Source organism: Dyadobacter sp. OTU695 (assembly GCF_038440355.1).
Classification (GTDB): Bacteria; Bacteroidota; Bacteroidia; order Cytophagales; family Spirosomataceae; genus Dyadobacter.
Genome location: NZ_JASATN010000012.1, coordinates 13,655 through 37,083 on the forward strand (window position 1 = coordinate 13,655; position 23,429 = coordinate 37,083).

At 43.7% G+C, this 23,429-nt stretch carries 21 protein-coding genes and 1 tRNA gene; 15 read left to right on the forward strand and 7 right to left on the reverse strand.

What is annotated here, in order from left to right:
- Nucleotides 1–2: 2 nt before the first annotated feature.
- The 4 genes from AAHB90_RS20710 to AAHB90_RS20725 form a co-directional block, all read right to left on the reverse strand.
- Nucleotides 3–2,066, reverse strand: coding sequence for a phospholipase D-like domain-containing protein (locus tag AAHB90_RS20710; protein ID WP_342087112.1), 2,064 nt, complete (start codon nucleotides 2,064–2,066; stop codon nucleotides 3–5).
- Between the two features lie 515 nt (nucleotides 2,067–2,581).
- On the reverse strand, nucleotides 2,582–4,300 hold the full coding sequence (locus AAHB90_RS20715) for an SH3 domain-containing protein (RefSeq protein WP_342087113.1): 1,719 nt from the start codon (nucleotides 4,298–4,300) through the stop codon (nucleotides 2,582–2,584).
- A 140-nt stretch (nucleotides 4,301–4,440) separates the two neighbouring features.
- Complete coding sequence (locus tag AAHB90_RS20720; protein ID WP_342087114.1) at nucleotides 4,441–4,680, reverse strand: hypothetical protein; 240 nt, start codon at nucleotides 4,678–4,680, stop codon at nucleotides 4,441–4,443.
- A 24-nt stretch (nucleotides 4,681–4,704) separates the two neighbouring features.
- On the reverse strand, nucleotides 4,705–6,333 hold the full coding sequence (locus AAHB90_RS20725) for a DUF6119 family protein (RefSeq protein ID WP_342087115.1): 1,629 nt from the start codon (nucleotides 6,331–6,333) through the stop codon (nucleotides 4,705–4,707).
- Nucleotides 6,334–7,033: 700 nt separating this feature from the next.
- Between AAHB90_RS20725 and AAHB90_RS20730 the strand changes: the two genes are divergently transcribed.
- From AAHB90_RS20730 to AAHB90_RS20750, 5 genes are all read left to right on the forward strand, one after another.
- Complete coding sequence (locus tag AAHB90_RS20730) at nucleotides 7,034–8,140, forward strand: hypothetical protein (RefSeq protein WP_342087116.1); 1,107 nt, start codon at nucleotides 7,034–7,036, stop codon at nucleotides 8,138–8,140.
- Between the two features lies 1 nt (nucleotide 8,141).
- Complete coding sequence (locus AAHB90_RS20735) at nucleotides 8,142–8,873, forward strand: hypothetical protein (protein WP_342087117.1); 732 nt, start codon at nucleotides 8,142–8,144, stop codon at nucleotides 8,871–8,873.
- A gap of 29 nt (nucleotides 8,874–8,902) precedes the next feature.
- On the forward strand, nucleotides 8,903–9,475 hold the full coding sequence (locus tag AAHB90_RS20740) for a hypothetical protein (protein ID WP_342087118.1): 573 nt from the start codon (nucleotides 8,903–8,905) through the stop codon (nucleotides 9,473–9,475).
- Nucleotides 9,397–10,329 (forward strand): DUF2971 domain-containing protein, encoded by a 933-nt coding sequence (locus AAHB90_RS20745; RefSeq protein ID WP_342087119.1) that lies wholly within the window; start codon nucleotides 9,397–9,399, stop codon nucleotides 10,327–10,329. The genes AAHB90_RS20740 and AAHB90_RS20745 overlap by 79 nt, the downstream gene beginning before the upstream one ends.
- Before the next feature lie 133 nt (nucleotides 10,330–10,462).
- Nucleotides 10,463–10,624, forward strand: a complete 162-nt coding sequence (locus AAHB90_RS20750) for a hypothetical protein (RefSeq protein WP_342087120.1) — start codon at nucleotides 10,463–10,465, stop codon at nucleotides 10,622–10,624.
- Between the two features lie 784 nt (nucleotides 10,625–11,408).
- Here AAHB90_RS20750 and AAHB90_RS20755 read toward each other — a convergent pair.
- Nucleotides 11,409–12,629, reverse strand: a complete 1,221-nt coding sequence (locus AAHB90_RS20755; protein ID WP_342087121.1) for a site-specific integrase — start codon at nucleotides 12,627–12,629, stop codon at nucleotides 11,409–11,411.
- A 249-nt stretch (nucleotides 12,630–12,878) separates the two neighbouring features.
- Nucleotides 12,879–12,963, reverse strand: a tRNA-Ser gene (locus tag AAHB90_RS20760).
- Between the two features lie 273 nt (nucleotides 12,964–13,236).
- On the opposite strand from AAHB90_RS20760, the gene AAHB90_RS20765 reads away from it, so the two are divergent.
- On the forward strand, nucleotides 13,237–13,386 hold the full coding sequence (locus AAHB90_RS20765; protein WP_342087122.1) for a hypothetical protein: 150 nt from the start codon (nucleotides 13,237–13,239) through the stop codon (nucleotides 13,384–13,386).
- Nucleotides 13,387–13,471: 85 nt separating this feature from the next.
- Here AAHB90_RS20765 and tilS read toward each other — a convergent pair whose 3' ends face one another.
- Entirely contained in the window at nucleotides 13,472–14,821 is a 1,350-nt protein-coding gene (tilS, locus tag AAHB90_RS20770; RefSeq protein ID WP_342087123.1) for a tRNA lysidine(34) synthetase TilS, read from the reverse strand.
- Nucleotides 14,822–14,934: 113 nt separating this feature from the next.
- Here tilS and AAHB90_RS20775 point away from each other — a divergent pair, with 113 nt between their 5' ends.
- The 9 genes from AAHB90_RS20775 (at nucleotide 14,935) to AAHB90_RS20815 (ending at nucleotide 23,424) form a co-directional block, all read left to right on the forward strand.
- On the forward strand, nucleotides 14,935–16,545 hold the full coding sequence (locus AAHB90_RS20775; protein WP_342087124.1) for an OstA-like protein: 1,611 nt from the start codon (nucleotides 14,935–14,937) through the stop codon (nucleotides 16,543–16,545).
- Nucleotides 16,546–16,720: 175 nt separating this feature from the next.
- Entirely contained in the window at nucleotides 16,721–17,338 is a 618-nt protein-coding gene (locus AAHB90_RS20780; protein ID WP_342087125.1) for a T9SS type A sorting domain-containing protein, read from the forward strand.
- Nucleotides 17,339–17,414: 76 nt separating this feature from the next.
- Nucleotides 17,415–18,338, forward strand: coding sequence for an outer membrane protein assembly factor BamD (locus AAHB90_RS20785; RefSeq protein WP_342087127.1), 924 nt, complete (start codon nucleotides 17,415–17,417; stop codon nucleotides 18,336–18,338).
- Nucleotides 18,339–18,386: 48 nt separating this feature from the next.
- Complete coding sequence (locus AAHB90_RS20790) at nucleotides 18,387–18,698, forward strand: DNA-directed RNA polymerase subunit omega (protein ID WP_342087128.1); 312 nt, start codon at nucleotides 18,387–18,389, stop codon at nucleotides 18,696–18,698.
- 84 nt (nucleotides 18,699–18,782) lie between these two features.
- On the forward strand, nucleotides 18,783–19,991 hold the full coding sequence (gene coaBC, locus AAHB90_RS20795) for a bifunctional phosphopantothenoylcysteine decarboxylase/phosphopantothenate--cysteine ligase CoaBC (protein WP_342087130.1): 1,209 nt from the start codon (nucleotides 18,783–18,785) through the stop codon (nucleotides 19,989–19,991).
- The gene (porD, locus tag AAHB90_RS20800; protein ID WP_342087131.1) at nucleotides 19,976–20,902 is read left to right on the forward strand and encodes a type IX secretion system protein PorD; all 927 of its coding nucleotides are present in this window, start codon (nucleotides 19,976–19,978) and stop codon (nucleotides 20,900–20,902) included. Before coaBC ends, porD begins: the two co-directional genes overlap by 16 nt.
- A gap of 13 nt (nucleotides 20,903–20,915) precedes the next feature.
- Nucleotides 20,916–21,170 carry a hypothetical protein gene (locus AAHB90_RS20805; protein ID WP_342087132.1) on the forward strand — a complete coding sequence of 85 codons (255 nt, stop codon included), beginning with the start codon at nucleotides 20,916–20,918 and terminating at the stop codon, nucleotides 21,168–21,170.
- 130 nt (nucleotides 21,171–21,300) lie between these two features.
- Nucleotides 21,301–22,956 carry a DNA repair protein RecN gene (gene recN, locus AAHB90_RS20810; protein WP_342087133.1) on the forward strand — a complete coding sequence of 552 codons (1,656 nt, stop codon included), beginning with the start codon at nucleotides 21,301–21,303 and terminating at the stop codon, nucleotides 22,954–22,956.
- 30 nt (nucleotides 22,957–22,986) lie between these two features.
- Nucleotides 22,987–23,424 (forward strand): viral A-type inclusion protein, encoded by a 438-nt coding sequence (locus AAHB90_RS20815; RefSeq protein ID WP_342087134.1) that lies wholly within the window; start codon nucleotides 22,987–22,989, stop codon nucleotides 23,422–23,424.
- Nucleotides 23,425–23,429: the final 5 nt, after the last annotated feature.

Here is a 23,429-nt window from a genome sequence, read left to right on the forward strand (position 1 = left end):
AATTAAATCTCTTTGTGCTTAATTGACTTTATTAGCTTCCATCTATCGACTTCAGTTATAGCTTCCTGTGTTTTTCTTTCAGCAATTAGAGTTGAAAAAACTTCATGCAAATACTTACTCCAACCTTCAAGGAAAATATTAATTCTATCATGAAGCGCATCTACTGATATCGGAATTTTGTCGTTATCAATCTGACTCAGATAAATACTAGATAAATTTGTTATCCTCTCCTTAAATCTGATCAAGTCTTGGTTTAGTTCTGCAATAGCATCGTTTAGTTTTATAGGCACTTCGCGTAAAAACGATACTTTTGATTTTCGTTCAAGATTTCTTTGAGAAATCGCTACACGTATTTCCGCCGCGTTGATTTTTAGATCATTGATCTTGCTGTTTTTTTCATCGATCGCTTGTTCATATTGAGCTATCTGTATTTTGTTCTTCTGTTCCCGTAGACTAGGATTTCTCTCTTCGAGCAGGTCAAAGAATCTTCTTGCTACTGCTTTGAACAGATACACTCCTAGTGACCCTAGAACGAATACTAGCCAAAAATTGTCGGTTGTCAATAAATCTAGTCCGCTAAGCTCCTTATTTGTTGTATTAGTTAAATATTCAATCTGATTTATATTTTTTGACACCTTGAAGGCAATAAATATATCAACAACGAGGATCAGTAGAATTCCTTGGCTAGAAACTATTGTCCGCCAAGCCCTCAGTAAGACATTGCTACTTTCGGCATCTCCTTTGGACGGAGCTTTATAATTGAACAAGTTTATTGTTCCTAATACTAACGGAATTGAAACAAATAGAAATAGAAATAATATGCCTCCCATACCCTTGTCCATCACCTTCGTTAAGGCGTTTGGATCAAATACTTCTGGCATCTCAAAAGATATTGACTTTGCAAGTTGCTCCCGAACGTCCTGTTTCGAGAAAACGAAGATATATGCCACTGACGAATAAAATACGAAAATGTATAGTGCTAGTGGAATTATCATTAACAAACATAATCCAAAACTAGGCCAGTTGATAGGTGGTCTTACAAAATCAATTTTGCTTTCAGATATTTTTCGTTTTAAGTCACTTATTTCGGATTCCAGGAACGGAATATTTGTGTCAAATACTAGCTCGCTTTCGACAGTCAATTTCTCTATCTCTTTATCCAATTTTTCAATATCCTGTTGTGCAGACTCTGCTATGAAGACGGAGTTGTCTCTTTTTTTTCGAGTTTCGAATTCCGTATTCGTTTCAACAGTGGCGATAACCAGTTTCTGCTGTTCATGTATTTTGTTATATAGTCGCTTCTTTTTCTCTTCCACAACATCTACATCATTGATAAAGTTATGATATAGGCTGTCCATCGCTTGTGGAATTATTTGACAATCACCGCTATTGGCCTTGCATCGAGTGTAGCCAATATTTTTCAGCATGTCTTGATCAAAATTTGCGACTTCTGAGTCTATGAGAGAATCTAGAACAGCTTTAAATTCAATGATCGACTGCTCTTCAAAACTTGGGGTTTTTGAGGATTTTAACTCTGCTGCTATCTTTGGATTGGATGTTGGACGGGGTTCTAATAGTGAGCTGTCCATCTCAACAATTGTTTCACCGCTTGCTAACCTTTTGGCACGAGTCCTGATATCATCGAAGATAGTTATATATTCAGATACTGTCTTCGGTAAATTCGTGACAATAACAGATTCGTGATTGTTTGTTCTTGCATTTACACTCCAGTTATATGAGCCTGCTATAACCAATTCACGGTCGACGATGCAGAATTTTTGGTGCATCAGGCCCCATCCGACATTTTTGACCCTAATTACCTCAACTCCAATACGTTGAAGTGAATCAAAATCGAGTTTGTAGTTGTCCTGCTGATCCGAAAGTATAATGGATATCTCAATTTCTTCGCGCGCCTTTTCCTCCAAGACATTAAAAAGGTCTTGGTCGGTAAACCATGACATCGCAACAAGTATCTGCGTTCTGGCGTTTTGCAGTTCAGATTTAATCCTTTCGAAGACTACAATGTTGTCCGAAAGCGTGTCTTGAATAAGCTCTTCAAATTCCATATGATAGGTTAGGTCAGTTAAAATGTTTACAGCTAATTGGCGTTCAGCTAATCATAAACCGTTCACTTTGTTTCTTGTTTGAAAATCGACGCCTCGATAGTAAACTCAAGAGTCTGGTTGTGCCAGCCTTGAAAGAATAGTATGAGTCATCGACTCTCAGAGGTTATTAGGTAGTCGGTGAATACAACTGAATATCTGAATATGATTCTAAAAATGAGAAATTTTGGATGCAGGTGGGAACAGGCTGCTGAAAGCGAAGTGAGTCCAGTACAGGACAAGTGAATGGTGGCGAGGTATAAATTTATTCATAGTAGATCGAGGAGGTTTAATGGGATTCTAAAGTACAAATTACCGCTAATATTGTTATCTACCGGTTGTTAAAAATTACTTTTCGGTAATTGTGAGTACATCGTGACGAAGGTAGAATTGAAAGTCGCCGTTGATAGATGAAGCGGTAGCGTCAGGTGTACGCGTATGTCGAGTTTTAAGACGCTGTAAATAATCACAATTATACACTACTTGATCAATTTGTTCTGAGTTGAATAAGTTTTGATCGTTTTACCTCGTCCACGGTTCGCGTCGATCTTACGGACGTATTTTTTTAAGATCCAACCAGTTCGATCGAAATTGTCTTCATCGTCCTGAAAACTCACATAGACCCACTTTTTGTGAGTGTCCAACACGACCATGCGGGTTCCAGAAGCGATCTTGCCCAATCTTTTACCCTTATCCTTGGGTTTCAAATAAACTGTACAGGAGTGTACAGCAACTGAATATTCTTGTTCCGTAAAAACGGCTTTCAGTTGCTCAATTTCGTTTTTGATCGTCACGATATCTTCCTTAGTGGCGGCCTCTTCCGAAGTAAGGAAATCCATATACTGATGAATATCCATGAAGTAGGTGTGTAACAACATCAAGACGCAGAACCAGCTCGTCGGAGAAGTAAGATGATGGCCAATTATAGACTTGGCATGTTCGATTAGTGCTTTTACACGATCGATGATTTCATGAAGACGGCCATCGTCAGCAATAGCTGTTTCGGTGATTTCAACTACTTCGCTATTAAGTCTGCTAAATTCCTCGATTGCGTCCCATCTTTGGTTAGCTATTGCGGCGGTTGTGAATTCGAATGTCTGCTTGCCTAGAACGTGTGGTAACGCGCTCAGTTTTAAGTAGCGATTTTCTGTCTCGATATCTAATCTCGAAGTAAAAGACCCGATGTTGGAATGGTAACCTTTTAACAAATCGCTGGCGACCGCTGTAAGCCTTGCTTGACTGTTTGAAATGATGTTGATGTCGGCAATCGTGGTCGCTGGAATAGCTGCGAGCATAGTTAAAACACCTGCTCTTCCCAAGTCTTTCAAGTGCTGACCGGAAAAAAAAGAAGATTTCTCTGTCAAGTTGAAAACCGGCGAGCTCGCATCCCAAAGTGTTGCCCGTAGGGCTCTCAACTGGGTGATTGGCGAGGATAGCTGTGTTGTAGCAAAGCCCTTTACAACAAATGACGACGAGATTGACGCCGTTAAATAATTGGATTCGAGTGCCCGCTTTAATGGATCAATTGATTCCCCAATTGATTTGGAAGGATTAGTCCAAGCAGCAGCAGACTTCAAGGGATCTAATACTGCAACGGGTGAATACTTGTCATAAGCGTTGAATGTTGCTGACGGAAATGATTTGTAATCTCCCAACAACGATGATGAAGCGACCGCAGTAGCTGGATTTATCGTATGCAATAAAGACTTAGTCGACAAACCCGTGTCAAGCTCCGAAGTTTTTCCCAGAAGCTGCGACAATACGGAATGCTTTGGGAATAAATCTGTCGCAAAGCTTTTCGCAAACGGGGATGATAATGAATTAGCGGTTACTGCTGATGTCGCCCAGTTTGGTTGATCGATTGACATCCAGCTTGGTTTGCTGGATACCGCTAGTGCAGGATAGTTCGTTGGCTCGGCCCAAGGATATTTCTTCTCACTCGATAACGCTGTTATTCCAGACCCGTGTATGTTTGACGTAAAGGGATTGGTCAATGCTATGTCTCTTAGGTCTCCTAGATTTGCCAATCCGGCAATGGCATGCGATTTTGCGGTAAACGCAAAATTTGAGAAGTTGTCTTTCGGTAAAACGGTGTTAAACCTAGCAATTGCGTCGAATCGTGTTGTTAACCTCGCGGCATGGTCAGTGACAGAGGCAAATTTATCTGTGATTGCCTGGAATTTATCAAATGAATTCATTCGAAGGGTGTTATGCAAGAAAGTCTAAGCATGTTGCTCAATTATTTTTTTCGCTTCCACTATGTAGTCCTTGCATGAACCAGCTTCGGGGAGGCAAGTCAGTAACTGAAAGTAAGAATTTTCGCCGAGTCGACCAAATGTTATGCCTCGATGGAGGTGCGGTCATACAGGATTACTTTTTCTGCTGTTGGGAAGGCGTAGTTTTTCCTTCGTCCTGGAGCTTTTGAAGAATGGTTTTCAATTTGATATTTAAAAGCTGCATGGCCTGATCCCTCTGGAAGCCTCCTTTCTAACCGTTCCGATTGGGTAGCTCTCAGCATTTCGACTATCTGATCAAATAACTCATAAATGGCTGCTTCTTCTAGGCAAATAACCTGCATAGTTTTTTATAGCGATTAGTCTGATTACACTTCTTCCTCGGCAGCTAGAATTGGAATGTCTTTGATGAGATAGCCAAATTGAACTTCATACCCAATGATTTCAAGTGAAAATTGCGAAGCGTCCATAAAGCTCGCCTTGCTGAAAAATGGGATATCTAGCCTTTGATTGCTTTCCAAAATGAGGGCAAACACAACTTTATACTCGTTAGGTGAAAAAGGTAGCGATATTATCCCTGGTGCACAGCCATAGTCGTTGAGATGTTGAACTAGTGTCGAAGCTGTTTCGGGGGTTAGTTTTAAAGATCGACCGCTAAATACTCCTTGCCTTAGAAGGTGGCTTATGTCGGGAGAGTTTTTGCCAGGCTTAACATGAACGAATCTTTTACCTGAAGAGTCGAAAATATCGCAGAACTCGTTTTTATCTTGTCCGAAAAATTTTGTTCTCGCGGATGGATGACCAAGATCAAAGAGAAAATTGTCTGGATTTGTCTCGCATGCGTGAGCATTATAGTCGGATTCTCTTTTGATATCTGCCGGTACTAGCGGAAGTCCCAAATTCGATTGGAAGTGTGAATTGAAGTACTGAGTAACTTGATTGTAAAAATTTGATTCAATACGATACCAATGGCCTTCAGATAAAATGAATTTCGACCCATCTTTTTCTATTTCCCAATTGAGGCACCTATAAAGCGGCCAGTTAAAATGATAGTTACCGTCGGCATCGCGTAGACAGACCTTGTGTGTTTTGAAGAGCGCGTCACGGCCTAGATCATTTATCCCCTCAGTTCCTATTTCACCTATGACATTTTCAATAGTTGGAAAAGGATAAGCGTCTTTTCCACTCCGGCGTTTGCCGTTGCCAGTAAATACGAATCCCTCGTAATCATACAAATTGTCAACAAATTCTGGTGCCGATAAAGAAATATTGTCAGTCGTGTTATTTTTAATCGCTGCGACTAGATCGGAATACAGGTTTTCAAGAACGGTCGGATCATTGATTATCGCCATGTTGTCTATCCATGGAAAGTCGGTCTTATAGCTGTCTTTATTACTTTCAAGCAGTAAACGGCTACAGAGATTTTGCAAATCTTCCACAGAAGAAATAGTCTTGGATGTCCTTACGCTGTCTTTCCCCTCTATACGTTCACCGAATACATGATTTTCGGGAAGTTTGCCAACCACCCCTCGCAGAATATCTTTTTGTTTGTTCACCCCGAACTCCTCAGTTGTAGAACTTCTAACGGCTTGTTTTTTTGTTTTTTGCGAGTTGGCTTCCGGAGTAGTTAGATCCATCTGCCGTATCTCATCCTTTGGAATACAATTGATAGCAATTTTCAATCCAAAATTGTATTCAATCTTTGTCATGTCGACCAGGTGTACGCCCATACCAAGAGGGATAACAAAAAACCTGTTGTCTACCTTCATTACTATTGCCGCATATGCAGACGCATTTTTGAAGTTTCCCTGGTCGACTTCAAAATTGTCGCTTAGAAAAGGAGCCCATTTAGGTGGGTGGGTAGGACTATTCTTGTAGAAGAGGGATACACCGTGAGATTCCTTTGACCTAAGACGGGATGAATCCTTGAAAACATCTGCTGGTGACCCGACTTCGGATTTAAGTAAGTACACTGTTGGCTTTATTCCAGAAGGCATATGATCCTGAAGATTAATTATTTGAAGGGTAGCAGTGATAAGGAAATTATCCTAGCATATAATTTATACAACAAAATCAAAATAGTTGACAATGAAAACTAAGAATAATTATATTCTTATTAAGCGGTTAATAAGAGCTGGATTACTCGTCATTAAAAGAGCCGTGAATTGTATTGGTATGCGCCCTGCTTTGAGGTGGAGATAGAGGACGATTTTTTCGTTGTAATCATCAAGTGTATTTTCTGACAATTCAGATATATCCCCGTCGTTTTGAGGCTTGAATGGCCAAACATCGAGCGTATAGCGGCTAATGACGTCCCTGAGCATTGCCGGTGCGGAACACTATACAGCAGGTAGTCGCTAGAGTCTTTACTTCTTGTTAAACGCTTGCGCGCCCCGTGAATATCTTTCTCTTGAAGCAGAGGAATTCGCGTTTCGAAAACGGAAAGATATCTTTGGAATTGGGATTTTCTGAGACGCTATTTGTAATAGCAAGCACCCGGTTAAGTTTTTGGGTTGGTCTTAATTGTGGGTCAAGTGAAACAAAGCTAAAGTTGGTTTGAGGAAAGTTGCACGTTGTGACAAGCAGCACATTTGTCCGTTAAATAAGTTTTTCAGAAGTAAACCTATCTTCTCAAACAGGTACAACTGAAATTAGATATATTCGACTAGCAAGATCTCCAAAATAAATCCCTCCGATATGAAAGTTCCTTTACTACGTTTGCTCGTAGCACCTCATTGTTATATCAGGGCAATCTGCGGTCTCCTCGCTATAGTTGGTTTTATTTCAAACCACACGATTGTTTGTGCCCAAAATAAGAAGGAATCGAAAGGTACGACTAAGGAGACAAAAGATTTGGGGTATACAGAGCTGAAAGTAATAGAAATTGATTCCGTCTTAAAAATTGCAAAAGAAACTGCACCTTTCGATAAGAGCTTTTATATCAAGATAAAACGGCTTTCGAAGGGCGCTAAAGCTACGCCGTTAGGGAACAAAACGAGAACAGTAAAGACGACATCGAAAGTCCAAACCCTCAACCAAGGCACTGTTGACGAAAAAACCCGGGAAGAGACAGTAACTGATGTATTCACTGAGGAAATTCCTGGCATTACGAAAGCGACGCCACCAGCGGTTTTAATGAGCTTAGAATTATCGACAATAAATTTCCTAAAAAAGAAAAAGATACTTGATGAAGTTATTCAAATAGAGCCTTCGAAACCATCTTCTGATTTTGTGTACTTACGAGTTAATCCACTTTTGCCTGAACGTCCGTATACAGTAAAGGTTACCTGGAAGCAGGGAGATGTTTACACACCCGAGGAATACCACTTTTCGACCGTGTCATCATCACTTGATAAACGTTTGACGCAGCGCTTAATCCCACAAATTGGCGTTATGGCCGGGCAATTTAAGGTCGGCAAAAAAAAGTATGATCGCGAAGTGAGCCTTTTGTTTTCTGTATACTACCATTTTCGTCCTATCGATCCGGACATACCTTTCAAATCTTACCAGCCTCTTGCATGGCAACGATGGTCAATCATGGGAGGAGTAACCATCAATAGTTTCGCAAAGGACAATGTAAGGGATGACTTAGTAGGAAACAACAATTTAGTACTCGGTGTCGGCTTCCAGCCCTTTGATGCACTACGGGTTTCTTATGGGGCAATGTTCTTTAACGAAATACATCCCAACCTACTTTTGAGCGATAGTAAATCAATCAAAGCCACGTCATATTTAGCTCTTACACTTGATATAAAGTTGCAAGATTTACTAGGAGGAATAATCACCACGCTTGGACTTAAGTAATATGAAAGCGAAATTATACTTACTTTTTTCTGCGGTTGCATTCACATCGTGCTACGACGTGGAAGAATATATGAAGAAGAAAAGTGAAAGCAAGTTGCCAACTGTGACGTTGTCTCCGTCAATTGGAGTTCCTGCCAACGGGAAAGACTTGTTAGAGGTAAAGGTTTCGTTTGAGACGTTGCCGGATAAAAAAAGCTCTACAGTGACATTCTCTACAACTGAGGGAGTTTTTATCGAAAACGATAAGTCAGAATACACAAGTTCGCAGATTAGGAAGGATACCCTAACTAATGGGTTTTATGCCGTTGCTCGTATTAGAGCGACGGTGAATAAGGGCAATCACATCTTAACGGTAACAGTTCCCAATGTTCCGAAAATTCAGGTGGGCTTCCAATTGCGTCCGTCATATCCAACGGCTTTGACAACTGATAAAAACAAGTTTGGTGTAGCAAGAGGCTTTCGTGATGAAATCCAACTAATTGCGAACGCAAAGGCGGATTCGGCGCTGCCCAGCAAAGGAACGCGCATCGAATTTTCAGTTGAGGGGTTTACGCCTGAGAATTCGAACATGTTTCGATCGCGCACCACCACCGATGAAAAGGGGCAGGCATCAATCTATTTTACTCCTGGCAACGCTTTGCAACTGGGTCGAGCTACTTACAAGGTAAGCTACATAGCTGCAAAGGACACAATTTATGAGAATGGCACATTTGAAGTTATTGAACCCGAGTAGAGTCTGTATCACATTTTTACTCAAAGCAAATGGCAAAGATTTCAAAAAACACCTATTTTGGCGTCGGAGTTTCCATACCAGTAATCATCGCGGTTGTTGGGTGTTCCAATGACCTTCTCGGAGTGTTGCTAATCGATTACGAAGTTAATCCCTCTGATCCGAAGGTACTCCCTGGGTTCGACGATGCAGATTATTTTATCAAGTATGGTTACGGCGAGATTAAAGACCTTGTTAAGCAAATGATCTCGTTGTTAACAGCGATGCTGATTTTTTCTGTCACTTTCTCTGAGAAGATCATCAATTTCAACCAGGCAAGCATATATTCTAAACTGCTGTTAATCATAAGTTGGGCAATGATGATATTGGCACTGGTGTTTTCAGGAATAGGCCTCTCCTTCAATGCGCTGGCTTATCCTACGGCGCTAGTCGATTCGTGGATTGTTCAAACAAAAAGGCAGCCTGTGAGCCATGAGTTTTATGAGCCCGTAATGCAAGGTCTTTTTATTATCGTGATCAGCGGTGTTTGTTTTATTCTAAGTCTGATTTACCTCGTTGGGGCCGGAGCACTTTCAATGATGGAGGAGAAGACGAAATCAGTTTAATTGGTATTCCTGTCACGCTTATGTATGTTAAATCCGTAGAAAACACAGAATTTGTTCCAGATACTCTTGGCGAAGTGCCACAAACTGTGTACAAATTTCGATCATGGGCAGACTTATATCATCGGAAAATTTTCACTGACAAGGAGCTTTGGTTTGCTCATCCGTTCACATTGAATGACCATGAAGATTTACGGCAGCCTTCGAAAGTTGTTATAGATCGTCTACTCTCGTATGACGCTTACCGTCACTGGTGGGATTACGTTTCGCAAATTTACCCCGATGCAACGAGAAAGTTCAAAAAGACCATGCTGGATGTAAAATTTCGTGAAATTCAAGCTGACCCCGTCGGCTACTTCCAGAAGGGGCTTTGGGTAACGCAGGCTAATGCCGACGACTACGACATCTTTGGCGTCCTAAGCCTCACAGACAAAGTTCTCGAAGATGAGGTTTGGGAGCGCTATGGTGATAAACATAAAGGGTTTTGCATTGGATTTAGCACCAATGAACTAAGTAGGGATATGATGGGTCTTTATGGCAAAGTTGTTTATTCGGATTCATTATTAGATTACGATCCACTAAAGGAGTATAGTGGCCAAGAAATTGCATCTGGGTTCTTCAAGAAGACGACAGCGTGGAAGAATGAGTCTGAATACAGATTTCTGACTGCTCGAATTGAGTCTCAAACTGATCGGGCTAAGAAATTTTCGGATGAGTCTGTTGCAGAGGTTATACTGGGATGTGATATTTCAGACGACCACGAGAAGGAAATTGTTTCGGCTGTTCGAGAAAATTTTAATAAAGAAATTCCCATTTTAAGATGTCGAAGACGTCTGGAAATGGAAGCGCTAAAGTAGATTGCTCAGAATTATAAGCTTCGTCATGATGTTGCCAGTGCCGCCGTGTTGATAGGCACTATCTTTGGCTGGTGTTAGTGAATCAGCGTTCGTTCAGCTTGGATATAAGATGATTAAGGTTGTAATTTAAGCAATGATTGTCAAGCTCCGCATCTCTCGTTTGACAATGGCCGAAAAACCTGTTTCAGGTAATCAACTTCCTGAAAACCGCGACAAAAAGAACTTCTGGACCGATTCAAGTACCGTAGATAAAGTCGGAGTTGTGGGGCTGCTACTGGCATTCATAGCCAGATGATGAAATTAGACAATGGATTGGATTGAGGAAAATGACCCCAGAAGCATCGCAAAGTGTGGATAGTACATCCAAGGACACGGGCATGAAGACGGATGCTGACAGCGATGGCAATGTTGGAGATCAGGTGGTGGCAATTGATACAACGGGTCAGTATGCTCGTTATCATAACATGATTAAGTCATCGATGATTTATTGCCTAAGTCAACGAAGGGTTATGAGGTATTTGACAAATATATTCGCAGTCATGACGATTGTGACGCAGTTGCGGAGGCAATCAAGACTAATCGGTTAGTTCTGACCTCACTGAGGACGCTCGTGAAAAGTATTAATGAAGTTTACTCCGGTATATCCATCTCCACAATCAATCATAAAAATATCACAGACCTGTTCCGTAACACTTTAACAAGGTTCACCAATTAACAAATATGTAGTTGATAGGCCGGATACGGTACAACTGTTCATTTGCCCTTGCGTCGAAGAATTCCTAGAACAGCATCAAGCGTCCATCAGGATCTTTTGTTAATGAACGCCGATTGAGAGTGGGTCGTCTTGGTACGTATGCCGAAATGGAAATTGAAATTTGTCTGTTCGATGTCATGTAGATTCAAGTGAAATCATTTGCAGAACATCGATTGTTTGGCAAATGTTTGGCAAGGAAAAGGATTGAAGTAAAAAAGGAGCTGCGATTGCTCGTAACTCCTTCATCAGTACCGGGGACGGGAATCGAACCCGTACGGACGTTTCGGCCCACAGGATTTTATGCCCTGCGTGCCGCATGTGATGCCTATTTCAACAATATTTGCTTCAACCTCGCCATATCGTCACTAATCTTCCGATCCACAATCTTCGCATACTGCTGAGTAGTCTTAATATTCCTGTGCCCCAGCATCTTCGAAACGCTCTCAATGGGCACTCCATTGGTCAAAGTCACTGTGGTAGCGAAGGTATGCCGAGCAAGGTGAAACGTGATATTCTTCTTAATCCCACACAAATCCGCGATCTCCTTCAAGTAGGCATTCATCTTCTGATTGGAAAGCACAGGCAACACCCTGTTTTCATTCTCACATTGAGGATGATCTTCATACTTCTCCATAATTTCCAGGGCCATCGGTAGGATTGGGATCCGGGATGGAGTGTCTGTCTTCTGGCGCTTGGTTGTGATCCATTTTTCTCCATCAATCCCTTCCGCGATTTCTGTTCGCTTCAACTTATATATATCGGCATAGGCAAGCCCGGTGTAGCAGCAGAATAAAAAGATGTCCTTGACAAGAGCAAGGCGGCCGTCACCCATATCTTTCTCCCACACTTTCTTCAACTCGGCTTCGGTCAATGCTTGCCGGTCAACCTCCCGTTTCGAAAATTTGAAGGCATAGAATGGATCACGTTGCAGCCATCCTCTTTTTACACACAGAAGAACTATCTTCTTGAAGTTAGCTAAGTACTTCATCGTCGTGTTATGACTGATCTTTTTAACTGCCTTCAGCCAGAATTCGTATTGCGATATGAATTCATAGTCCAGCTTCCTAATTTCAAAGTCGTCTGCCTGGTACTTCCACTTAATGAAGTCGCGGGTATGTTTCATGCAAGTCTCATATCGCTCCAGTGTGCCAGGCGCAAAATCGGCTCCGATTAAAGTGGCAATTTGATCGTTGTGCTCGCGAAAAATGGGCAGGATAGTTTTCCCGCCTTCCGTTCTGCCGAGAAGAATATTCTTGATCGCTTCCGATGTCACCTCTTTGTTCGCCTCAATCAGGGATCGCTTTGCCTCGTAAATTTTGGAGGTTAGCGTATCGAGGTAGGCATTCAAAGTTTTGGTGTCCTCCTTGTTTCCTGTTGCCCGGCCAGCGCTGACACTCCACTTGGATGGATGCCAGATGCGTTTTGTAGAGATGTCCTTGGGAATGCCGTTGACGGTAACCCGGCAGTAGAGATAGCGCATTCCATCTGGCAATTCTGGTTTGGGCTTTTTCAAAAAGAAAATCAACCCGAAGCTTGTTTCTAACATGTTACAAAATGTTTAAGATGAACAAAAATCGAATTGTTACACTTGAAAGTAAAGATGTTTAGTGTATAAACATCTTTTGATCAGCCAGTTAGTCGATATGCTGTGGAAGTTTTTTTGCATTTTTGTTACTTCCACGATACCCTACATTTTCATTGGGAATTCTTGCATTTTTTGGTGTAGCCCAAAAATGCAAAAACCCCGTTTAAAGCGTTTAAACGGGGTTTTTGAATGTTTTGACATCATGTCCTGCAGAGAGAGAGGGATTCGAACCCCCGGACCTGTTACAGTCAACGGTTTTCAAGACCGTCGCAATCGACCACTCTGCCATCTCTCTAAATGATTCGCCGTACGCGATTCATGGTGCAAAGGTACAGTTATTCACCATAAGCGCAAGAAATTTTTGGAGATTTTGTTCCGATTTATTGTAAGTAATTCATTATGAGTCGAACACTAGTTGCAATGCCTGGTCGGGCCGAATCTCTTGAGCCCTCCTATCCCGCTATAGTAAAGAGCATCCGCAAGTGAAACGATTGACAGAAAGGCTTAAATATTCGCTGAACAGGAATAACGACGAATTTTCATTAGACATAACAACATTCTAGCCACTATGCTCAGATTCCTTTTTATCGCCATATTCCCATGCGGAGTAACCGCTTCGGCCCGACCCGTCAGCCAACCCAATCAACAGCCGAATATCATTCTGATTTATGCGGATGATCTGGGTTATGGCGACCTTGGTTGCACATGGGAAGTTTAGCCCCGATTAACTAACATTTCTGAATCCGTTAAATGAAAAGACCATGCAAAAACGATAGAATTTCGTGAAAAATGGTCAGGTTACGTCAGACCATTTTTGTTTCACCGGGATTCAGGGAGATCATGATAGCGCTTTGTGAGGTATCACTCAGTTTAAAACGCTCGTCTGCACGGATTCCAACAACCCAGATAATGTCGCCATTTCCATTAACCAGCACCGCGGTCTTTTCCTTTCGGAAACGGTCGATTTTGTTGTCGATCAGCAAATCGCTTACCTTCTTACGTTTACCGGCCATTCCAAACGGCTGGAAGCTGTCGCCTTGACGCCACTTTCTTAATGTAAGCGGAAATTTGAGTCTGTCAGCATCTACCATGATTGTTGACCTATCGAAATGAAGAGACTTCCCTGCTGGACAGGCACTTAGGATAAACCTCTCGCCTTGCCAGTCAAATGTAGCGTCCGGCCCTTCGATGATCAGCTCCTCGTGGTCGGGAGCTCCCGACTTCGCTTTTAAGATCAGATATTCCCTGTCGATGAGTAATGCATGTGTTGGCGAAAAGAAACGCCTCCCGGGAATCCCGTCAAGTACCGACAAAATACCACTGATCTGGCTGTACTGGAAACCGAAATCCTGCAAAATGGTCCAGAGACGGTAGTTCGGCTCACTACTACTCAGCAGCTCACCGATCGGGATGCGAATGGTATCGTTTTCGTGCTTGATGATCTGTTCTTTCCATTTTTGCAGATACGCTTCCAGTAATGCATTGCCAGCCCTTAACCGTTCGGATGTAGCATTGAAAGTCGTTTCCAAAGAAGGATTCAACTCCGCCAGCACGGGTATCACGTAATGACGAATTTTGTTCCGGTGATAGTCGTCCGTCTCATTAGTCCGGTCTTCCCGCCAGCGAATGCCGTTTTCGGCCGCATACTTGCTGACTTCTGCCCGGTTCGAAAATAGCAACGGCCGAATCACCTTACCATTGACAGGCGCGATTCCGGTCAATCCTGCCGGGCCAGTCCCCCGGGCCAGGTTAAGCAGCAAAGTCTCCAGTGAATCATTGGCGTGATGTGCGGTAGCTATCCATTCATAACCTGATTCCGCCCTCACTTTTTCGAACCACGCATAGCGCAGCTCACGAGCGGCCATCTGTGTGGAAACAGACCCGGATTTCGCCGCGCCTTTAACGTCCGGCCTGGTTACAAAAAACGGGAAATTACATTGAGCCGCAAGTTCCCGTACGAAAGCCTCATCGCCGTCCGACTCCTCCCCTCTCAATCCAAAATTACAATGCGCAATACCAGCCTGAAGTCCCAGATTATGAAATAGATGAGTCATTACCACCGAATCAATACCGCCGCTTACAGCAAGCAAGGTCGGCTGGTGTTTCAGATCCGGCGTGTGTTGGTTAATAAAAGTTAAAAACGAATCCAACATGAACCTGCGAATCGTATTTGATGTACTTTTGAATAAATGAGAATGGATTTACTCTCTTCGCCCGGATGGTAACAGGACAGGATACTGCCAAAGGTAAGAGAAAGAAAAGCAACATGAAGAAAAAAAATAGTGCAGAAACCTGCAACCCTTTTAAACTTTTCGGCGTCATCAATATCAAAAGAAATATATTTCAGGTTACGTTCTTTGCCTTACTGATTTTTTCGCCTTATCTGTTCGCGCAGAAAGCATTACCTCCAACGCAGTCGCCTGAAAGCGGAGATCTTATTGAGATCCTTAAATCGGATGAGCTGGAAATCATCAACATTCCAGGAGACGATTCACGGCGTGTTACAAATGGTGTTTTCAGGCATAAAGGGGCGCTTTTATACAGCAACCTGGCCATCCAACACATCAATTCCAACATGATCGAAGCTTTTGGCAATATCAGAATTGTCCAGGGTGACACAATGACGGTGACGGGCGATACGCTCTATTATTACGGAAACACCCGCCTGGCTATTGTAAGTGGAAGAAAAACAGTCCTTAAAGACACCAAAAAAACGCTTACGACCCGAAAAATCGAGTACGATATGGCTAACGGGATCGCATATTACAAGCAACCCGGTCGGACCGTCGACGAAGAGAATGTACTAACCAGCAAGGAAGGGTTTTATAATACAGCCACCAAAGAGTTCACGTATTATAAAAACGTAAAGCTGGTCAATAAAAAGTACACGCTCACAACAGATACTTTGCTCTATAATTCGCTTACAAAGTGGTCTTATTTCAATGGAAAGACCAAGATCGTAAATAAAGACGGGACTGTTGTAGGGACCAAAGGGCAGTACAATACCGAGTCGACCCAATCAGCATTTCATACGCGCACGACGGTCGACAATGAAACGTATACACTGACCGCCGATTCACTGATCGTCGATGGTAAATCCAATGACGGCAAGGGGAAAGGGAATGTGGTTATTGTGGCTAAAAAGGATAAAACGGTTCTCAATGGCGACGAAGGATACTACTGGAAAACAAAAGGATATTCCAAAATTTTCGGTCATGCCTATGTCAGAAATGTGGTATCCGATGACACGCTTTACATTCGCGCCGACACGCTTTATTCCTACGAGAATTCACGTGACAGCACCCGAAAGCTGATCGGTGACCGGAATGTGTTCATTTACAAATCCGATTTCCAGGGAAAATGTGACTCGATCACATACGACACGGCTGATTCCATTATCCGTTTTTTCCGCAAACCGATCCTGTGGAGCGATCAGCATTACCAGATGGAAGCCGATTCGATCACCGCATTCCTCGTCAGCAATGAGATTAACCGGATGCTACTGAAAGGCAAGTCGTTCGTAATCACCGAAGATACGATTGTAAAGCAATTCAACCAGGTGAAGGGACGAACGATCAACGCCTATTTTCAGACAGGAAACAAGCTGAAACAGGTGCTGGTTGACGGCAATGGAGAAAGTGCCTACTACGCGATAGATGATAAGCAGAAAAGTATCGGTCTGAACAGGGTCGAATGCGGCAGGATGAACCTGCTTTTCGAAGACAATCGCGTACAGCGTATCGCTTTCATCGGGAAGCCGGACGGAAAGCTGATACCGCCGTCCAAAATAAAACCGGCTGAGAGGCAACTGGATGGATTCAACTGGCGTATATCAGAGAAACCAACGAAGGCCAAGACGACCTGGCAGGAAAAATAAGTTTAATACAAAAATGTGTCCGGGGTTAGCTGTCGGCACGATTTTTTACCATACAAAAATAAAGTTACCCGTTCGCACAATATATTTTGAATATACAATTATTTCTCTATATTTTTGTAGCGTACTTTTCAGCTAAAACACATAACGCATTAGTCAAAAGTATCCGATTGCAGCTATGAAAAGAACTATACACTTTATATATTTCATTTTAGCCTTAGCCCTGAGTTTTCAAGGGTTACAGGCCCAAAGCGTGTCTGGGGGAAGTCGCCTGAATATAGTCGGCAAAAAGAAGGCCCCTGCACCCCAGCCTATCAGATTCTCCAACTTTTCCAGCGGGCCAAATTACAAGCCGCTGACTTTGCAAAATCCAAAAGCGCTGAACAGATTCTACACTTCGTTTCTTTTTGCATCTACAAGTACGGCCGAGAACAATACTTTGGCAGTCGAGGTCACCGAAAAAGGTGGTGAAAAAAAATCTCCGGCTTTGGAAGCTCAGTTGAAAGCGGAAGAGCTGCTGTTCGTTAATGACAAGATTTCCGTTTCAAATGTCTACCCCAACCCTGCGAGTGAATATGCTGAAATAGATTTCACCATCTCCCCAGGCTTGCGCGATGCGAAATTAACTTTTTACAATGTGCTTGGTTCACAGATCCAGGAGTTTACACTGAACAAAAACGAACGCAAATTACGCGTAAACACAAGAGATATGGCTACCGGCTTGTATTTCTACCAGCTGTCCGTAGATGGCAAAAAAGTTGCCACCAAGAAAATGCTTGTCCGCCATCAGCAATAGGCTTATCTATAACACTATATCAGCTACGCATTCGTTATGGATGGTGTAGCTTTTTTTTATTACCTTTGCAGTTAATATGCGAAAAAACAGTCCGGCAAGCTATTTCTTGCTATTCATTGCAATCCTTGTTGTTACTTCCTGCAGTAAGTTCTCCAAGTTACAGAAGACAGGTACGGATCAGCAGAAATACGATGCTGCCATGGCCTACTACAAAAAGGCGGACTACTACCGTGCAGGACTGCTGTTTGAGGAGTTGATCCCGTTGCTGAAAGGAAGTACCGAGTCGGAGCTCGCTCAGTTTTATTATGCTTATACTCAATACCATCAGAGCCAGTATAATACGAGCCAGTTTCTCTTCAAGAAATTTTACGATACCTACGCACGCAGTGATTATGCGCAGGAAGCTTTGTACATGCATGCATTTTCTTTGTACAAGGATTCCTCACCATATAATCTCGACCAAACGAGTACCTTCACGGCGATTTCGGCCATGCAGGATTTCATCAATACTTATCCGGACAGCCCTTTCCGCGAAGAATGTACCCGTTATATTCTGGAATTGAGGTCCAAGCTGGAAAGAAAAGCTTATGAACGCGCAAGGCTGTATCACAAGATCAGTGACTTTAATCCAATGTCGCTTAAATCGGCAGTCATATCCATTGAAAACTTCCGGAAAGACTTTCCCGATTCGCAATACAACGAAGAACTCGCTTTCCTGAAAGTAGAATCTCAATACAATCTGGCCAGCAATAGCTTCGTCGACAAGCAAAAAGAAAGATTTCAGGATGTTGTCAAATTCTACCAGGAGCTTGTAGATAAATATCCGACAGGCAAATATAACCGTGACGCAGAAAGGATGTACGACGACAGCCAGAAGCAGATCGCAGTCATCGCCAAGGCAGAAGCGGAACGTCAAAAACTCAAAGAATCTCAGCCTGATCCGGCTACGAAACCGGCCAAGGTGACCACACCGGCTGTCAGCGGCCCGAATGGCCAGTAGCAGGCACCATTTATATTGTTTTAGAATTTTAAACTATATCAGACCATTATGGCAACGAATCCATCGATCATTACCCGTGATACAGACAAGATAGCGGCGGTAACAGGTAACCTGTATGAATCCGTATCAGTCATTTCCAAAAGGGCACGCCAGATTTCCAGCAAAATGAAAGAAGAGCTGAACAACAAACTGGCCGAATTTGCCTCCGGTGTTGATAACCTTGAAGAAGTGTTTGAAAACAGAGAGCAAATTGAAATTTCGAAATTTTACGAGCGTATGCCTAAGGCTGGAAGCATTGCAATCGACGAGTTCATCGAAGGTAAGACTTACCACGCTTATCGCGACGCCAGCGAAGAGTAATACAACCGATTTCCCGAAGCCCGCCATGAATCAGATTGATGGCGGGCTTTTTTATTTTAACTTTACCGTCAAATCGTTATAAAATTGAATCTGAAAGGTAAAAAGATACTACTGGGTGTCTCTGGCAGTATTGCTGCTTACAAATCGGCGTTACTAGTGCGCCTGCTCGTGAAAGCGGAAGCAGAAGTGCGTGTGGTGATGACCCGGTCGGCGACAGAATTTATCACGCCGCTTACATTGTCGACCCTTTCCAAAAACCCCGTACTTACCTCATTTACTAAAAATGAAACGGGCGAATGGAATAACCATGTCGAGCTGGGGCTTTGGGCGGATCTGATCGTTATAGCCCCGGCAACAGCAAAGACCCTTTCCAAATGCGCCAGTGGCCATTGCGACGACCTGCTTACAGCTATTTACCTCTCAGCCAGGTGCCCGGTGTTTTTTGCTCCCGCTATGGATGTGGATATGTTCACGCATCCTTCGACACAGCATAACATTCAAAAGCTGAGCAGTTATGGCAACTTTTTCATTTCCCCCGAGCACGGGGAATTGGCCAGCGGATTAATTGGTGACGGGCGGCTGGCCGAACCTGAAAATATTCTGAAAGTTATCACCGGTCATTTTGCGAAACGTCCTGTTGCCGTCCCGAAACGCGTGCTTGTCACTGCCGGTCCTACCGTGGAACCGATTGATCCGGTGCGGTTCATCAGTAACCGCTCTTCGGGCAAAATGGGCTACGCCATTGCCGAAGCATTTGCCGCCGCAGGCGCGCAAGTAACGCTCGTAAGCGGGCCTACAGATCTGAAAACTACAAATCCAAACATCCATATAATTGCCGTCGAAACCGCCAGCCAGATGTTCAATGCCGCGCAGGACCATTTCGGAGCGAGTGACCTGGTCATCTTCGCAGCGGCGGTAGCCGATTATACGCCGCGACATGTCGCAGAACAGAAGATCAAGAAGCAGGGCGATAGCATGACATTGGATCTGGCCAAAACAACCGATATTGCCGGAACGTTGGGCGGTAAGAAAAAGCCTGGACAGCTGATCATCGGTTTCGCGCTCGAGACAGAGAACGAACTAAGCCACGCGCAGGACAAACTCGCCCGGAAAAACTTCGATTATATTGTATTAAATTCCCTGAATGACCCCGGCGCAGGTTTTGCACACGATACCAACAAAATAACCGTTATTGACAAGGAGAAAAATGTGCAGCAATTCGATCTTAAATCCAAAGCTGGGGTCGCGCAGGACATTCTTAATATCGTACTAGCCAAATGGAGCGAAGCATAAAACTACTGATCCTGACAATCCCGTTGCTTTTCGGGGCGCTCGCGCAACGCGTGTACGCGCAGGAATTCCAGTTTACGGTCAATCTCAACTACGAGCAACTGGTGGCCCAGCAAAAGACTGATCCGCAGTCGATGAACCAGTTGCAGACTTACATGAATGATTTTTTGAATAACACCCGTTGGACAAATGATCAGTTTGCCAAGGAAGAGAAGATCAAATGCAAGCTCAATGTGAACCTCACCCGCTCGCTGGCACAAGGCAGCTACGAAGGCAACGCGCAACTGGTGGTATCCCGGCCTGTGTATGGCTCTACTTACGAAACCGTGCTTTTTACCTATGTGGACAAAAATTTCACATTTACCTACTTGCCCAGCACGCAGCTCTATTTTAACGAAAACAGCTATACCGAAGAGCTTCCCTATATGCTGGCATTCTATGCTAACATTGCGCTGATTTTCGACTATGATTCGTTCAGCAAAATGGGCGGATCTCCGTATGTGCAGAAGGCGTTCAACCTTGTGAACCTTGCAAGAAACTCATCTCCTAATAAGCGCGGCTGGGATTCAAACGGGGATTCGAAAAACCGCTACTGGCTCATTGAAAACCTTCAAAGTCAACAATTTACGCCATTCCGGGAAGGCATGTATAAATATTACCGCCAGGGATTGGATGTCGCCACCCAGAATCCGGTCGAAACGCGTGCGAAAGTCCTGGAATTCCTCAATACCATCAAAGAAGTCAATCAGCTACGCCCTGCGAGTGTGGTCGTCAATTCATTTTTCGATGCCAAATCGGATGAACTTTACAGAATATTGATCGAAGGATTGCCGGAACAACGTGCGCAGGCCTATTCTCTGCTGGTTAATCTCGACCCTTCGAAAACCCAACTGTACCAGCGGCTATCTATGTAGTTGATCAAAATCGATGAGTAAAAGATTAATACGGGTCACACCCGGCGAGATAATAAGCAAGCAGCACATTTTGCAAAAACATACGCTCAATGCCGTCCTGTCTAATGGAAATACGGTATTCGGCAGATTAATATCCGTAGATGCGTCGCAAATTATTTTGAAAGATACCCGTGCCCACAGCCACCGCATCCCTCTTTCCGACTTGTACGAGCTGGTTTACGACGATGACAAGAATATTGTCCCGGCGAGCAGACATACCACCTTATAAAATCCGGGTTACTTCCCGTTATATTTCTTAATTGGCAAGATCATGCCTATATTCGTATCGGAGACGACCTTGATCCCCTTCATCATAGCCAGGTTGCATCATCTCCGGCAATCTGCTGCCTAAATTAGACATGCTTTCTAATTTACTGATCAAAAACTATGCGCTGATAAAGCACCTAGAAATGTCCCCCGATCCCGGCCTGAACATTATTACAGGCGAAACGGGTGCCGGTAAATCCATTATGCTGGGAGCCATAGGCCTTCTGCTCGGAAACCGGGCGGATGCGAAATCATTGTACGATAGCAGCGAAAAATGCGTCATTGAAGGCACGTTCAACCTGACGGGTTACGATCTCGCTCCTAACTTCGAGGACGAAAATCTCGATTTTTCGGAAGAGTGCATAGTCCGGCGCGAAATCTCGGCGGCAGGTAAATCAAGGGCGTTTATCAACGACACGCCCGTCAACCTGGAAACCTTACGAAAAATAGGCATGCAGCTGCTCGACGTGCATTCACAGCACGATTCGATATTGCTTGGTAACAACGAATTCCAGTTGCGCGTCGTGGATTCTTATGCCGAAAACGCCGATTTGCTAAAAACATATCAGGCCGATTTTAATGCTTACAAAGAAGCTGTTAAAGCCTTCGAGGAACTAAAAAAACAAGCACATCAGCTTCGCAAAGAGTTTGATTATGACCAGTTCCTTTTCCAGGAACTGAATAATGCAGGCTTGAAAGCCGATGAGCAGGAAAAGCTCGAACAGGAGCTGACAATTCTTGAAAACGCAGTGGAGATCAAAGAGCGGTTGCAATTGGCCCACGCTTATCTCGACAATCCCGAAAATTCGGTGCTCGACTTGCTGAAAAGTGTGGTCGGCTCACTCACACAGGCATCGCGGCTGGTTAGTGAATACGATATCCTTCGCCAGCGCGCACAAAGTGCGCTGATCGAGCTCCGTGACCTTGCAGAAGAAATCGACCAGGTAAATGGGAATGTGGAACTGGATTCGGCCCGGACGGAGGTTGTCCAGGAAAGGCTGGATCTTATCTATTCATTGCTTAAAAAACATCAGGTATCGGCGGTCGGACAGTTGCTCGACATTGAAGCCCAGTTGCAGGGCAAGCTGAGCATCGTCATGAATCTGGACGAAGATCTGGCTGCTGCTGAAAAGAAAGTCGCGCAGACACAGACCAAGATGCTTGCAGGCGCCAAACAACTTTCGGACCGGCGCAAAAAGGTGACCAAAGCCATTGAAACGCTCATTCTGGACAGGTTGTATGAACTGGGCATCCCTAATGCATCGCTTAGCATCCAGATCAACGAAACCGCTCCGACGCCGGCAGGAATCGATTCGGCAACTTTTCTTTTCAGCGGAAATAAGGGCATCGTCCCCCAGGAATTGAAATTAGTTGCATCCGGCGGGGAATTTTCCCGGCTCATGATGGTTATTAAATATATACTCGCCGACAAGCGGAAATTACCTACCATTATTTTCGACGAAATCGATACCGGCGTATCGGGCGAGATCGCTAAAAAAATGGGAAAAATGATGCAAAATATGGCCGTAAATCACCAGATTATCGCCATTACCCATTTGCACCAGATCGCCAGCAGCGGCGATGCACACTATTTTGTATATAAAGACCATTCCTCTGACAGGACTGTCAGCAGGATCAAAAAACTCACCATCGATGAACGTGTACAGGAAATCGCCCAGATGATCGGCGGGCATAACCCGTCGGAAGCCGTGCTGCACAACGCACGCGAAATGATCCTGAGAGATTGACATACACCTATTCGGTTAACCCAATTTTATATGAAATACCTCGTCCTACTATCGTTCCTGATTACACTTTGCTTTGCTTGTGGTAAGGATAAAGATTTGGAAAAAATTGCTGGTCTTGAAACAGAAGTCCTGGCAATTCATGACGAAGTAATGCCCAAGCAGGAAGATATTATCAGCCTGAAATCACAGCTTTCGTCGAAAATCCAGGGGATCGACAGCCTTCAAAATATAGGCGTAAGCAGCAATACAATGGCCGAGCAGCGCATTAAAGCTGTTGATTTGAACCAGAAACTCGCCGATGCTGACAAGCTTATGATGGACTGGATGCATTCGTATAGAGGCGATTCAGCCAAAAAATTGGATTCCAAGCAAGCCATTCTTTATTTCGAGAACGAGAAAGAAAAGATATTGGTCGTGAAACAAGCCACTCTGAAATCGATTCAGGAGGCCAAAACATTTTTAGAATAACCTGT